Raw genomic sequence first — 15,581 nt, 5'->3', positions numbered from 1 at the left:
CTCTTGTGCCAGACAAATGCGCCAGACAAAAAAGGATTTCGCAGTGATGCCCGCTCGCCCGTCCCGTCGCCGTAACGTTGCTCCGTCCCTCCCGCACGCCGCCGCGCAGCCGACCCTGTGGCTGCTCAAGCCGTTGGCGCACGCGGTCGCGCTGTGCCTGGTGGCGGGCAGCGCCGAGGCGGCGACCGCGTTCAGCTCCGGTTGGTTCGCGGCCAAGGGCGCCGCGCAGCAGAATGCCGCCGCACGGGGCAGCGTCGGCGGGTTGCCGGGCATGACCCCGCCGCTGGCCCAGCAGCAGCGGGCCAACCAGCAGTTGCAGCGCTCGCTGCAGACGCTCAACAACACCGTCGCCGCCATCGCCGCGCAGCAGGCCGTCCAGGCCGCCGGCCGCGCCGCGGCGCTGGGCTCGGTGCAGTGGGTGCCGGACGGGCTCGGCGAAGGCGGGCTGAAGGTCGACAACAGCCTGGCCCAGGGTTGGCAGAACGCCAAAGGCCCGCAGCAGTCCCAGGCCGACGGCAAGACCACGGTGAAGATCGAGCAGACCGCCGACAAGGCGATCCTCAACTGGGAAACCTTCAACGTCGGTCGTAACACCACCGTTGAGTTTGCCCAGCAGGCGGACTGGGCGGTGCTCAACCGCATCAACGACCCGGCGGCGCGGCCGAGCCAGATCCAGGGCGCGATCAAGGGCGACGGCACGGTGATGCTGATCAACCGCAACGGTGTGGTGTTCAGCGGCTCAAGCCAGGTCAACGTGCGCAACCTGGTGGCCGCCGCCGCGACGATCAGCGACAGCCAGTTCCGCGACCGTGGCCTGTACGTCGACAGCAGCGCCAGCCAGGCGACCTTCACCGACGCCGCCGGCAAGGTGCTGGTGGAGCGGGGCGCCTCCCTCGAGACCCACGCGCCGGCCACGTCCACCGCCGCCGGCGGCTATGTGCTGCTGCTCGGCAACGAGGTGCAGAACGACGGCCGCATCGCCACCGCCAAGGGCCAGACCGTGCTCGGCGCCGGCGACCGCTTCTACATCCGCAAGGGTGCGGGCACCGAAGGCAACGTTTTCTCCACCACGTTCGGCAACGAAGTCACGCCGGGCTTCAAGGCCGGCGCCAGCGCGGGCAAGGTCAGCAACAACGGCCTGATCCAGGCCGCCACCGGCGACATCACCCTGACCGGCCACGACGTCGTGCAGAACGGCGTCGCGGTGGCCAGCACCTCGGTGGCCACCCGGGGCACGATCCATTTGCTCAACCCGGCGGCCGACACCACCGGCAGCGTCACCCTCGGTTCGGGCAGCGCCACGGCGATCCTGCTCGACGGCAGCGACCTCACCGCCCTGGACAGCCAGCACCAGGCCGCGCTGACCGGGGTCAACGCCAACAACCGGATCCGCAGCGACCAGTCGCGCATCGACATCCAGAGCGGCGGCAGCGTCGAGTTCCAGAACGGTTCGGTCACCCTCGCCACCGGCGGCCAGGTCGCGGTGACGGCCCAGCGCCGCAGCGTGGTGCGCGACGGCGCCCTGATCGACGTGTCCGGGGCCGTCGGCGTGAAAGTGGCGATGGAATCCAACAGCATCAAGATCAACGTCCAGGGCAACGAGCAGCGCGATGCCTCGGTCAACCGCGAAAAAGGCGCGCTCAACAGCAACGACGTCTGGGTCGATGTGCGTGAGCTGGTGTACGTGCCCGCCGGCACCAACGGCTACGCCACCGACCGCTGGTACACCGCCGGCGGCCTGCTGGAGGTCGGCGGCTACCTCGGCACCCGCGGCCACGGCATCGGCGAATGGATGGCCCAGGGCGGCACCGTGAGCTTCGCCGGCAACGACGTGGTCACCGAGCGCGGCTCGCTGATCAACCTGTCCGGCGGCACCCTCGACGTGCAGAGCGGCGAGATCCGCCAGAGCTGGCTGCGCGGCGCGGACGGGCGCCTGTACGAGGTCTCGCGGGCGCCGGGCGACCTGCTCTACACCGGGCTGTACAAGGGCTACGAAGACCGCAGCGAACGCTGGGGCCAGACCCGCGTGTACTACAACCCGCTGATCGCGCCGGGCAAGCGTTTCGAGTCGGGCTACACCGTCGGCCGCGACGCCGGACAACTGGTGATCGGCACCCGCAGCGCGGTGCTGGGCGGCCAACTGCTGGGCGAAACCTTCCAGGGCGAGCGCCAGACCCAGGCCCCGCGCGCGGCGCTGGACGGCTACGAGCAGAGCCAGACCGCACTGGCCCGGCGCGCGCAACTGATCGTCGGCAGCTACGACCCGGCCTACGTGGCGGCGGCCGGCGGCCTGCTGTACGGCCTCAATCCGTTGATGGACCGGGTGCTGATCGACAACGTCGGCGGCGCCGACGCCCCGGCGGATCTGGCCGGTGCCGTGCCCGCCGCACGCAGCGGCTCGCTGACGCTGGACGCCGACACCCTCAACGGCTGGCGGCTGGGTGCGCTGAAGGTCGCGGCCAAGGAGCGGATCGACGTCGACGGCGCGCTGAGCGTCGACGCCGGGGGCGACATCACCCTCTACGGGCCGCAGGTGCACGTCGGTGCCGACCTCACCGCCCGGGGCGGCAGCCTGCACCTGGGCAACGTGCTCAACCAGCTCAACACCGACAAGCGTGCGGACACCCGGATCAGCGCCCCGGACGGCCAGCCGACCGTGGTGGACATCGCCCAAAACGTGCGCCTGGACACCCGTGGCCTGTGGACCAACCTGCGCAGCGACCCCGACGATTCCGCCAGCCTGGCGTACCTCAACGGCGGTTCGGTGTCGATCCGCAGCAGCGGCGACATCCGGGTCGCCGCCGGCAGCCTGCTGGACGTGTCGTCCGGCGGCGCGGTGCTGGCCAACGGCAAGACCCGGGGCGGCAAGGGCGGTGATGTGACGCTGGAGTCCAGCGCCATTTCCGCCCCCGGCGATTCCCGGCTGGTTTTCGACGGCGACGTGCGCGGCTACGGCGTCACCGGCGGCGGCAGCCTGACGGTGCAGGCCGGCAAAATCAGCGTCGGCCAGGGTTCCGGCACGCTGGCGGACGACACCCTGCACCTGACCCCGGCGCTGTTCGGCAAAGGCTTCTCCGCCTACAGCCTGATCGGCCTGAACGGGCTGACCGTGGCCGACGGCACCGCCCTCGACGTGACGATGCCGGTCTACCGGTTCGCCGATGCGGCGGCCGACCGCCCCAGCGGTGTGGACCCGGACCCGGACACGGCGATGCAGGTGTGGACGCCGACCCTGCTCCAGGAAAGCCCGACCCAGGGCCGCCTGACCCAGCGCGCCGGGGCCAGCCTGTCGCTGCAGGCCGGGGCGAGCCTGCGCAACTTGATCGACCCGGCCAACAGCCCGTTGCTGCTGGGGCAGGGTTCGCGGATCAGCGTCGATCCGGGCCAGCGCATCAGCCTGCGCGGGCCGGGGCAGATCACAATCGACGGCGAGCTCAACGCCTGGGGCGGCACCATCGATATCCGCCAGCAGCAATTCGCGGCCATTGACCCTGCGACTTCCGACCAGACCGCCGACCCGAAAGCGCACCAGCGTTCGATCCTCATCGGCGAACACGCCGTGCTCGACGTGGCGGGCCGGGCGAATACGGCGGTGGACGCCCTCGGCCGGGTGTACGGGCAGGTCGGGCGCGGCGGCAGCATCATCGTCGGCGGCGAGATCGACGCGAAGAAGGCCACGGCCACGTCCGCCGACGCCTTTGTGATCGTGCGCGAGGGCGCCAGGCTTGAGGCGTCCGGCACCGAAGCGACGCTGGACATCGCCGGGCAGGGGCCGACCCGGGTCGCCAGCGACGGCGGGCGCATCGCGTTCAGTTCCTACAATGGCCTGTCCCTGGAAGGCCGCCTGCACGCGGCGGCCGGCGGCGTCGGGGCGGCGGGCGGGCAGCTGGAGGTGGTGCTGGACTCGCCGCTGTACCAGGACAGCGCCGGCAACGAAGTGCGCAAGCCCCGGGAAATGGTCATCGGCCAGACCGCACCGTCGGCGGACGCTTCGGCGCCGTTGAGCTACGGCCAGGCGCGGTTGAGCGCCGACCGTTTGATGGCGGGCGGCTTCGACAGCCTGAGCCTGATGAGCAACGGCTTTCTGTCGTTCGACGGCGATGTCGACCTGCGCATGGGCCAGCGCCTGAGCCTGTATGCCGGTGTGCTGTCGCTGAGCGAGCAGGGCAAGGACACCGCGCAAGTCAGCCTGGCGGCACCGTACCTGCGCCTGTCCGGCATCGGCCAGTACTTCACCAACGTCGGCGTCATCCGGCCGCTGATCCAGAACACCGCGTCCTCGCAATTGCCGGTGTCGCTGTCGGCGGCGCAGCTGCGGGCCAGCGCGGAGCTGCTGGACGTGGCCAACAGCCTGTCGTTCGGCGCCAGCGGCTCGATCCTGCAGCACGGTGCCCCGGCGGTGTCCTCCGGGCGCCGGGGCTTCGACCGGGTCTCGCTGGAGAGCCGCGGCGACCTGCGTTTCCTCGCGCCGACCGACAGCAAGGCCAAGACCCAGCTGTGGACGCCGGGCGACCTCGATCTCCGTGCGGCGCAGATCTACCCGGCCAGCGGCGTGACCGCCGATGTGCGCGTCGGCTTCACGCGCGCCGGCGCCGACGCAGGCCCCGGCCGCACGCTGAGCATCGGCGCAGCGGGCGCCGCGCCGCAGGCCTTGCCTTACTCGGTGTTCGGCCAGTTGAACCTGTTCGCCGGGTACATCGAGCAGGGCGGCGTCCTGCGGGCGCCGCTGGGGATGATCACCCTGGGCGACGACCTGCTGACCCAGACCCGCGAAGTGCGCCTGTTGCCCGGCAGCGTGACGTCGGTCAGCGGCGCCGGGCTGGTGATGCCGTACGGCGGCACCACCGACGGGATCGACTACCGCTACAACGGCAAGCCGGTGGTGCTCAACGGCATCAGCGGCGACACGGCCGGGGTGACGCTGCGCTCGCAGTACGTCGATGTGCAGAACGGGGCGTTGATCGACCTGTCCGGTGGCGGCGACCTGCGCGGCGCCGGTTTCGTGTCCGGGCGCGGCGGTTCCACCGATGCGCGGTTCAACCCGCTGGTGCGCAACGCCGCCGACGGTACGTTCAGCCTGCCGGGGCTGGCGGCCAACCCGGTGTACGCGATCGTGCCGGGCAACCAGAGCACCTACGCGCCGATGCTCGCGGAGGCGGGCGCGTCGGATCCGCGGATCGGCCAGCAGATCACGATCGGCGCCGGCGTGCCGGGACTGGCGGCGGGCACGTACACCTTGCTGCCCTCGACCTTCGCCCTGTTGCCCGGCGCGTTCCGGGTCGAGGTCAACGGTCAGGCCACGACGGCGGCCGGCGGCGCGCTGGCGATGCGCAACGGCTCGTGGACGGCGTCGGGCCTGCTGTCGGTGGCCAACACCGGGTTGCGCGACACTGTGGCCAGTCAGCTGATCCTGACCTCGGCGGACGTGCTGCGCCGCTACTCCCAGTACAACGAAACCGGTCTCGCCGCGTTCATCCGCAGCGACGCCGCCCGGCGCGGCGTGCCTCGGGCGCTGACCCCGGCGGACGCCAAGTCGCTCAACCTGTTCCTCACCAACGGCGGGCGCCACGACATCGCCCTGGACTTCAACGGCCAGGTGCTGTCCGGTGCGGCGGCGGGCGGCGTGGCCGGTTCGGCGGTGGTGCGCGGCAGCAGCCTGGCGGACATCGAGATCCTCGGCGCCGGACACTCGCGCAGCGAGGGCTTCACCGGGGTCTCGCTGTATGCCGACACCCTCAACCGGCTCGGCGCCGGTCGCCTGGCCATCGGTGCGACGCCCACGGTGGACTACGTCACGGCGGGCAACATCGTCGATTTCAAGGGCAACACCCGCAGCGTCACCCTGCGCGAAGGCGCGATGCTGTCGGCGCCGGAAGTCATGCTGTGGAGCAACGCGGGCAGCGGCGCCATCACCGTGGAAGCGGGGGCCGGCATCAACACCCTGAGCCGGGGCGGCGTGCCATACGATTCCGCCAGCGGTTACGTCTACCAGCCGGGGGCCGCCAGCCTGCTGGTGGTGTCCAACGGCTGGAACAATGTGCTGGCGCCGGCGGCGGGCAACGGCATCACGTCTTCCGGCAGCATCCGCATCGGCACCTGCGCCACGGCGGCCTGTGCCGAACCGGCGCTGCTGTATTCCCAGGGCAGCATCACCGCCGCCACCGACAAGCAGTTCGAACTGGGCGATTCGGTGCGCTTCGGCACCCGCCAACTGTCGCTGGCGGTGGGGGCGGTGAACGCCGGCAGCGCCGAGGCTCTCGCGCAGGCCGGGGCCAAGGTGCCGACCGGCCTGACCCTGAACCAGCAGGTGCTCGACCGCCTGCTGCGCGGCGACACGCAGTTCGGCGCGCCGGCCCTGGAAACCCTGAACCTGACCACCCGTGACGCGTTCAACTTCTACGGCAGCGTCACCCTCGACACGCTCGACCCCGTGACCGGCCAGAGCCGGCTCAAGAACTTCATGCTGTCCACCCCGGCGGTCTACGGCCTGGGCGAGGCCGGCGACGTCGCGACCCTGCGCACCGCCAACCTGATCTGGAACGGCGCGACCCAGGCCCCCGGCGCGGTGGTCGCCGGCGGCGCGGGCACCGGCCGCGGCACCCTGGACATCCAGGCGCAGCGCATCGAGTTCGGCTACGGCGCCTACGCCCAGCCCAACGGCCTGGCGCAGAACGACCGGTTGGCGCTGGGGTTCGCCAACGTCAACCTGAGCGCCAGCGAACGCATCACCGCCAACCACAAGGGCAGCCTGTCGGTGTACCAGGCCCAGGGCGCTTACGACCCGGTCAAGGGCTACGCCTACAGCGGCGGCAACCTGAACCTGAGTACGCCGCTGCTGACCGGCGAGGCGGCGTCGGTCAACCGGCTCAGGGCCGGCGAACGCCTCACCCTCAGCGGCGGCGGTGGTTTGGCGCGCGCCGATGCGCTGGGCGCGGAACTGACCCTGGACGCCCGCGACGTGGTGCTCGACAGCCGCATCGCCCTGGCCAGCGGCAAGCTGACGGTCAAGGCCGAACAGGACCTGACCCTGGCGGCCGGCGCGCTGCTGGACGTGGCCGGGCGCACGCTGCCGTTCAACGACGTGAACAAGTACAGCTGGGGCGGCGATGTGGTGCTGCACAGCGCCAACGGCTCGATCCGCCAGGCGTCCGGTTCGCGCATCGACCTGTCGGCGCAGAACAACCAGGCCGGCACCCTCAGCGCGGTGGCCCTGGGGGCGGACGCGGGCATGGTCGATCTGCTGGGGCAGATCCTCGGCGCCGCCAGCGGGCGTTACGATGCCGGCGGCACGTGGGTGCCGTACAAGGCCGCCGGGGTGGACATCCGCGCCCAGCGCCTGGGCGGTGACCTCAACGAGCAGTTCGCCGCGCTCAACGGGCGGCTGAACGCCGGGCAGGTGTTCGGCAGCCGCAGCTTCCAGCTCAAGCAGGGCAGCCTTGTGATCGGCGACGGGCTCAAGGCCGGCGAGGTGAGCGTGTCGGTGGACAACGGCAGCCTGACGGTCGCCGGGCTGATCGACGCCAGCGGCGAGCGGGTCGGCAGCATCCGCCTGGCCGGCAAGCAGGGCCTGACCCTGGCCGGCAACGGGATGCTCGATGCCCATGGCCGGGTGCTGCGGGTCGACAGCTACGGCCAGATCATCGACGCGCCGAACCGGGCGACGGTCGAACTCAACGCCGGCGACGGTCTGCTGACCCTGGCCCCAGGCGCGCGGATCGACCTGCGCCACGGCACCGACGCCGTGGCCGGCACCTTGCCGGGGCAGCATGACGGCCGGTTGCGCGGCACCCTGGAGCTGTATGCGCCGCGCCTGGGCGCCAACGACATTGCCATCGACGCCGGCGGTGCGCTGGACATCCAGGGCGCGCGCTCCATCGGGCTCAACGCCGTGCGGCGCTACACCGATGCCGCCGACGGCACCGATCCGACGGCCAGCGGCCGTCCTTACCAGGTGATCGACCAGGCCTACCTGAACCGGATCCACGGCGACAGCAGCGCGTTCATCGATGCCGCGCTGGCCAACGGCGACCTGTTGCAACGCAAGCTCGCGGGCCTGCGCAGCCGCGCCTACAGCGACGCGTTGCACCTGCGCCCCGGCGTCGAGATCGCCAGCAAGACCGCCGACGGCGATCTGGTGGTGCAGGGCGACATCGATCTGTCGGGCTACCGCTACGCCAGCCTCAATCCGCACACGCAGAAGACCTCGGTGTACGGTTCCGGCGAGGCGGGCAGCCTGGCGATCCGTGCCGGCGGCAACCTCGACGTGTACGGCAGCCTCAACGACGGCTTTGCGCCGCCGCCCGAAACCGTGGACGACGCCGGCTGGAAACTGCTGCCGGGCATCCAGCCGTTCGGTGGCGACCTGATCGTGCCGGGCACCGGCGTGACCCTGGCCGAAGGCACGCTGTTCCCGGCGGGCGCCACCCTCAACTACGACGTGCCGCTGCAGGCCGCGACCCTGGCCGCCGGCACGCTGCTGCCGACCCAGGGCACCCTGGCGGCGCCGTACACCTTCGCTGCCGGCACGGTGCTGGCCGGCCCCGTGCACGACGGCTCGGGCAACCTGCTGTACGCCGCCGGCACGTTGCTGGGCGACAGTGTGACCGTGCCGGCCGGCACCCGCCTGGGCGCCGGCATCCGCCTCAACGGCAACACGGCGCTGCTGGGCCTGACCTGGCCCAAGGGCGTGCCGCTGCCGGGCAGCGTCGAAGGCGATGCCCAGACCGTCAAGGGCGTGCGCCTGAGCGGCTCGCTGGCGTTGCTGCGCGGCTCGCTGATCCCGTCCATGACCGACGTGGCGCTGGCCGACGGCACGACGTTCATCGAACTGCGGCCGTTGAGCGGCACCACCCAGGGCCGCAACTGGGCGGTGGCCAGCCTGCTGCCGTCGGGCAGCGCGTCGTGGTCGATGCGGGTGGTGGCCGGCGCCGACCTGGACGCCGCCGACACCCGCGCGGTCAAGCCGGTGGCCAGCGACGGCCATCTGCGCCTGGCCGACACCCATTACGGGATGAAAATCACCGAGAAACCGCCGACGCTGGTGTGGGGCGACGGCAACCTGGGCGGCTTCACGCCGGGGGATCCGGTGCCGGACGATCTCAAGGACTGGTGCGATTGGGCGCCCAACTCCTGCGTGCCGGCGCCGCGCTGGCGCTGGGCGCCGGGCAACTGGATGGGCATGCCGGACAACGCGCCGATGACCGACGACGAAGTGCTCGCCTGGTGCGGTTCGTTCCCGGAACTGTGCGTGGAAAACAAGCCGGGCGTCACCGTGAAGACCCGCACCCAGATGTTCAGCGTGCTGCGCACCGGCACCGGCGACCTGGATGTGTCGGCGGCCGGCGACCTGAGCATGGCGTCGCCGTTCGGCGTGTACACCGCCGGCACCCAGTCGGCCGACGTCGATCCGCGTTTCAACCAGCCGCGCGGGCGCCTGTCGGACAACGGCTCGGTGTTGGGCAGTGCCGACGCCGACAACGAGAAATGGGTCGACGGCGGCCGCGACAGCCTGTACCAGGCCTGGTATCCGCAGTTGGGCGGCAACCTGACGATCAATGCCGGCGGTTCGGTGTCCGGTGATGTGCTCGGCCGTCGCGGCTATTCGCAGAACATGGACACCCGCGAGCAGGTGCCGAGCGTGGCCGTCGGCAACTGGCTGTGGCGTCAGGGCACCGGCAACGCGGACGTGCCGACCGCGTGGTGGATCAACTTCGGCAGCTACGCGACCCAGCCGCTGCCGGACCAGAGCGTCGACACCGGTGCTTATCTGGTCGGCTTCACGGGCTTCGGCACCCTGGGCGGCGGCAACATCAGCCTGCGCGCCGGCGCCGACGGCGGGCAGCTCAAGGCTATGGGCGGCAGCGGCAACACCAACCTGTACCCGCGCGGGCAAGGGCTGGTGGTGGCGGTGGGCAGCACAGGGCGGGTGGGCAGCGACGGCCGCCTGCAACTGACCGGCGGCGGCGACATGGACATCCGCATCGGCGGCGCGCTCAACCCGTCGCTGGCCGCACGGGCAGGGCAGAGCGGCACCGCCGCCCCGCAGCATGACCTGCAAGGCGCGCTGATCAACCTGCGCGGCGCCGCGCAACTGAGCGGCGGCGCAGTGGGCGGGATCAATCTGCAGTACGGTTCCGCGCCGTTCCAGCAGGACCCGCGCGAGACCCGTCCGTTCGACCTGTTCACCTCCACCCTGGGCAGCGCGTCCGGCGGCCTGGTGCTGATCCCCGGCGACGCCGGCATGCGCATCAACACCCGCGGCGACCTGGTGCTCGGCGGCGCGGCCGATCCGGGCCGCGTGCGCCTGCAGAACTCCACGCCGTTCACCACGGCGGACGGCACCGTGCACGCCGGCGGCGGCCTGAGCGGATTCTCGCTGTGGACCGACCACACCGCCATCGACCTGTTCTCGGCCGGCGGCAACCTGACGCCGAGCACGCAGATGGCGGAGATCGTCGCCAGCTCGTCGCTGCCGGTGGAGGGCAGCAACAGCTCGCCGACCGACGGGCGCTTCGTGTATCCGTCGGTCCTGCGGGCGGTGGCCGGGCAGGGCTCGATCTACGCAGGCCCTTCGGCGGCCTACGGTTCGGTGGGCGGGGTGTATCCGCTCAAGGGCTATTCGCTGCTGCTGGCGCCATCGAACGCCGGGCAGCTGGAGCTGTTGGCGGGGGATTCGATCTACGCCGGCGGCTATGCGATCAACCGCTCCGGCGCCAGCCTGTCGTCCGTCGCCACGCCGTTCGCCCCGGCGTTCAACGGCTTCGGCGACAACGTCAGCGCCACGCCGGTGATGACCAACCGGGGCAGCGACGGCGTGGCCGCGAACAAGAACGTGCGTTACCCACTGTTCGCGTTCGGCGCCGACACCTATTCGGCAACGGGCGCGGCGCAGGCCCCGGCGCGCTTCTATGCGCTGACCGGCGACCTGGTGGGGGTGCGCAGCGGCGAGACCCTGAGCTTCGACCTGTCCAGGCGCACCTGGTACGAAGCGGCGGGGCCGGTGTGGATGCTGGCGGGCCGCGACATCGTGGCGTCCGGCACCAACCTCGGCCAGCCGACCGCCGTGCCGAGCGACGGCCTGGGGCGCGGCACCGAAAGCATCACGTCCACCGGCAACCTGTTCATCCACGGCGATGCGCGGGACGTGTCGCGGGTCTCGGCCGGGCGCGACATCCTCTACAGCGGCTTCGACATCGCAGGCCCCGGCACCCTGGAAGTCAACGCCGGGCGCAACATCCTGATGGAAGACCGCGCCGCGATCACCAGCCTCGGGCCGGTGGCGGCCGGCGACAACCGTCCCGGCGCCAGCGTGGTGCTGCAGGCCGGGGCGGGGGCGCAGGGGCCGGACTACGCGCGGTTCGTCGCCCGATACCTGGACCGGCAGAACCTGGCCGACCCGAACGTGTCGCTCAGCGCGCAGCCGGGCAAGGTGGCCAAGACTTACCTGGGCGAACTGAACAGCTGGCTCAGCCTCCGTTACGGCTTCAGCGGCGGCGAAGCGCAGGCCCAGGCTTTCTACGCGGCGTTGCCGGCGGCCGAGCAGTCGATCTTCGCCCGTCAGGTGTACTTCGCCGAACTGCGGGCCGGGGGACGTGAGTACAACGACGCCGACGGCCCGCGCAAGGGCAGTTACCTGCGCGGCCGCAACGCCATCGCGGCGCTGTTCCCGAGCACCGACGTGGCCGGCAACCCGATCCGCTACGACGGCGACATCACCCTGTTCGGCGGTGCCGGGGTCAAGACCCTGTTCGGCGGCGGCATCCAGATGCTCACGCCGGGCGGCGGCCAGGTGTTCGGCATCGAAGGCGCGGCGCCGCCGTCCACCGCCGGCATCGTCACCCAGGGCCAGGGCGACATCCAGCTCTACGCCAAAGGCAGCATCCTGCTCGGCCAGAGCCGGATCATGACCACCTTCGGCGGCTCCATCGTCGGCTGGTCGGCCGAAGGCGACATCAACGCCGGCCGGGGCTCGAAGACCACCGTGGTCTACACGCCGCCCAAGCGGGTCTACGACACGTGGGGCAACGTCAGCCTGTCGCCGTCGGTGCCGAGCACCGGCGCGGGGATCGCGACCCTCAACCCCATCGCCGAGGTGGCGCCGGGGGACATCGACCTGATCGCGCCGCTGGGCACCATCGATGCCGGCGAAGCGGGGATCCGGGTGTCGGGCAACGTCAACATCGCCGCCCTGACCGTGGTCAACGCCGCCAACATCGCGGTGCAGGGCAAGGCCAGCGGCGTGCCGGTGGTGGCGTCGGTCAACACCGGGGCGATCACCTCGGCCAGTTCGGCGGCCTCGTCGGCGACCCAGGCGGCCGAAGACGTGGCGCGCCAGCAGCAGGCCGCGGCGCGGCAGAACCAGGCGTCGGTGTTTACCGTGCAGGTGCTGGGCTTCGGTTCCGAGCAGTTGGCGCCGTCCCGGGAAGGCGCCAGCCGTGCGCCGGCGCCGGGCTACAACCCGGACAGCCCGGTGCAGGTGCTGGGCGCCGGGGTGCTCGACGACCGCGCGCGGCAGCAATTGACTGAAGAAGAGCAGCGCCAGCTGACGCTCTAGGACTCTCGTGGCAACACGCTTCGGGCGGCCGTTTGGCCGCCCTTTTTTTTTACGCCGGCGCAGGCTCGGATTCGGCCAGTTGCGCCAGCAGCCAGTCGGTGAAGCTGCGGGCCAGGGGATAGCTTTCGCTGTCGCGGTGGGTGAGCAGGGCCCAGTTCGGCCCGCGGATGGTGTCTTCCACCAAGGGCTGCAACAGCCCGTCGGCCTGGGCCCGGCGGCTGAGCAGGCGGCTGACCAGGGCGATGCCGAGGCCGCCGCATGCGGCGTCCAGCAGCAGGCCCGGATCGGAAAAGTTCAGCCCCTGGGCCTGTTGGCCGACGTCGATGCCGGACTCCACCGCCCAGTGGCTCCAGTCCATTTCCCGCTCGCCGTGCAAGGTGGTGCGCTGCGCCGGCGGCACGTCCAGCAGGCTCGGGTGGCAGGCCGGGAACAGACGGTCGGCGTGCAGCACCCGAAAGCTGCATTCGGCCTGGGAGCTGATGTCGTCGCGCACCGCCAGGTCGATGGTCTGGGTGGCCATGTCCGGCACTTCGTCGGTGCTGAAGATCCACAGGTCCACCTGCGGATGGCGCCGGCGGAAATCCCCCAGGCGCGGCAGCAGCCAGTGCCGGGCGAAGGCCGGCGTGGTGTTGAGCACCAGTTGGTTGGGCTTCTGGTACTGCCCCAGGCGACGGATGCCCACCGCCAGTTGCTGGAGCATCGCCTGGGTGGTGCTGAGCAGGTCGTGGCCGGCGTCGGTCAGGCTGACGCTGCGCCCGGCGCGGAAGAACAGCGGCTGCTCCAGGTATGCCTCCAGGCTGCGGATCTGCTGGCTGATGGCCGACTGGGTGAGGCTCAGCTCCTCGGCGGCCTTGTGGAAACTGCCCAGCCGGGCGGCCGCTTCGAAGCCGCGCAGGGAACTGAGCGGTGGCCAGTGTTTGAGCATGATCGATAAGTTCCTCTAATCAGTTGTCCGCTAAATCCATCGTTTGTTTGCCCTTGAAGGCGCCATTAGCATTCACGCCATCACCGCCAAGGCTGTTTTTCACTGAACACAATGGCTTAACACAAAGGGCTTTTTACCATGCAGCAGAACAAACACAACAACAGCGGATGGATGATGCCGGCGGAGTGGGTGACCCACGCGGCGACGTGGATGGTCTGGCCGCACAACCAGGCGCTGTGGGAGTCGGGCTGGCGCGTGACGCTGGCCCAGGTGCAGGAGGATTTCGCCGGGGTGGCCAACGCCATCGCCCGCTTCGAGCCGGTGAAGATGGTGGTCGATCCTTCTGCGGTCGCCAGCGCCAAGGCCCTGTGCGGGCCGAACATCGAACTGATTCCGCTGACGGTCAACGACAGCTGGTGCCGCGACTCCGGCCCGAGTTTCGTCTGCCATCCGCAGCACGGGTTGGCCGGGGTGAGCTGGCGGTTCAACGCCTGGGGCGGCAAGTCGGCCCACGACCTGGACGAAAGCCTGGCCCGGCGCGTGCTCAACCACTTGGGCGGCGAGTGTTTCGGCACGCCGCTGAGCAACGAGGGCGGCGCGATCCATGTGGACGGCGAGGGCACGTTGATCACCACCGAATCGGTGCTGCTCAACCCCAACCGCAACCCCGGCGTGAGCAAGGCCGAGATGGAAGAGATCTTCGCCCGCCTGCTGGGCGTGACCAAAACCATCTGGCTGCCGGGGGATCCGGACTATGTGACCGGCGACATGACCGACGGCCACGTCGATGGCGTGTGCGCATTCGCCCGGCCCGGCGTGCTGCTGGTGGACGCCACCCATGACCGCAGCTCGGTCTACGCCGAGGTGGCGCGGGAGAACCGCCGTGCGCTGGAGCTGGCCACCGATGCCAAGGGCCGCCAGTTCGAGCTGATCGAGCTGTTCGAAGCCAGCGACGCCGTGGACCCTGAGGCCGAAGTGTTCTGCGCCTCGTACACCAACTTCTACCTCGCCAACGGCGCGGTGATCATGCCGGCCTACGGCATCGCGGCCGACGACGTGGCGGCGCAGACCCTGGCCCGGACATTCCCCGGCCGCGAAGTGGTGCCGGTGCGCATCAACCGTCTGGCCCACGGCGGCGGCGGGGTGCACTGCATCACCCAGCAGCAGCCGGCCTGGCCGCTGGAGGGTTGAGCCATGACGACGCTGACGATCGCCGCCACGCAGATGCCGTGCAGCTGGGACCTGGCCGCCAACCTGAACGAAGCCGAACGCCTGGTGCGTGAGGCGGCGGCCCAGGGGGCGCAGGTCATCCTGTTGCAGGAACTGTTCGCCACGCCGTACTTCTGCATCGAACAGCGCCACGAGCACATGGCGCTGGCCGAGGAATACCGCGACAGCCGCGTCCTTGCCCGGTTCGCCGCCCTGGCCCGGGAGCTGGGCGTGGTGCTGCCGCTGAGCTGGTACGAGAAGGCCGGCAACGCCTACTTCAATTCCCTGAGTGTGGCCGATGCCGACGGGCGCCTGCTGGGCGTGTACCGCAAGACCCACATCCCCAACGCCATCGGCTATCAGGAGAAGGAGTACTTCAGCCCCGGCGACACCGGTTTCCGGGTCTGGGACACCGCCTTCGGCCGCCTCGGCGTGGGCATCTGCTGGGACCAGTGGTTCCCGGAGACCGCCCGCAGCCTGGCCTTGATGGGGGCCGAGGTACTGCTGTTCCCGACCGCCATCGGCTCGGAGCCCGGCTGCGCGGACCTGGATTCGCGCGACCACTGGCAGATGACCATGCGCGGCCACGCCGCCGCCAACCTGTTGCCGGTGGTGGCCTCCAACCGGGTGGGCCGGGAAACGGCGACCACCGATGCGGGCCTGCAAATGAGCTTTTACGGCTCGTCGTTCATCACCGACCACAAAGGCAAGCTGCTGGCCGAGGCCGACCGCGACAGCACCGGTGTGCTGCTGCGCACGCTGGACCTTGCGGCCATGCGCGAGGAGCGCCTGAGCTGGGGGATCTACCGCGACCGCCGTCCGGAGATGTACGGCGCGTTGCTCAGCCAGGACGGCCGTCACCTTCACGCACGCTGGAATCCTCAAGGAGTCTGA

General features: G+C 70.7%; 4 protein-coding genes. 3 read left to right on the top strand and 1 reads right to left on the bottom strand.

The window, feature by feature from the left end; translation table 11 throughout:
- Positions 1-46 precede the first annotated feature (46 nt).
- On the top strand, positions 47-12,553 hold the full coding sequence (locus tag KVG96_RS12420) for a filamentous hemagglutinin family protein (RefSeq protein WP_217892337.1): 12,507 nt from the start codon (positions 47-49) through the stop codon (positions 12,551-12,553).
- Positions 12,554-12,602: 49 nt separating this feature from the next.
- Here KVG96_RS12420 and KVG96_RS12415 read toward each other — a convergent pair whose 3' ends face one another.
- Positions 12,603-13,478, bottom strand: coding sequence for a LysR substrate-binding domain-containing protein (locus KVG96_RS12415; RefSeq protein ID WP_217892336.1), 876 nt, complete (start codon positions 13,476-13,478; stop codon positions 12,603-12,605).
- A gap of 138 nt (positions 13,479-13,616) precedes the next feature.
- On the opposite strand from KVG96_RS12415, the gene KVG96_RS12410 reads away from it, so the two are divergent.
- Positions 13,617-14,669: an agmatine deiminase family protein gene (locus tag KVG96_RS12410; protein WP_217892335.1), complete on the top strand. Its 1,053-nt coding sequence runs from the start codon at positions 13,617-13,619 to the stop codon at positions 14,667-14,669.
- Between the two features lie 3 nt (positions 14,670-14,672).
- On the top strand, positions 14,673-15,581 hold the full coding sequence (gene aguB / locus KVG96_RS12405; protein WP_217892334.1) for an N-carbamoylputrescine amidase: 909 nt from the start codon (positions 14,673-14,675) through the stop codon (positions 15,579-15,581).

The organism is Pseudomonas ekonensis, assembly GCF_019145435.1.
In the GTDB taxonomy this organism is placed as follows: Bacteria; Pseudomonadota; Gammaproteobacteria; order Pseudomonadales; family Pseudomonadaceae; genus Aquipseudomonas; species Aquipseudomonas ekonensis.
This window is presented reverse-complemented; position numbering and strand designations above follow the sequence as displayed.

Bases quoted from the DNA above. Each gene is read 5' to 3' on its own strand.
- KVG96_RS12410 (WP_217892335.1), top strand. From the start codon at position 13,617: ATGCAGCAGAACAAACACAACAACAGCGGATGGATGATGCCGGCGGAG.
- KVG96_RS12420 (WP_217892337.1), top strand. From the start codon at position 47: ATGCCCGCTCGCCCGTCCCGTCGCCGTAACGTTGCTCCGTCCCTCCCG.
- aguB (WP_217892334.1), top strand. From the start codon at position 14,673: ATGACGACGCTGACGATCGCCGCCACGCAGATGCCGTGCAGCTGGGAC.
- KVG96_RS12415 (WP_217892336.1), bottom strand. From the start codon at position 13,478: ATGCTCAAACACTGGCCACCGCTCAGTTCCCTGCGCGGCTTCGAAGCG.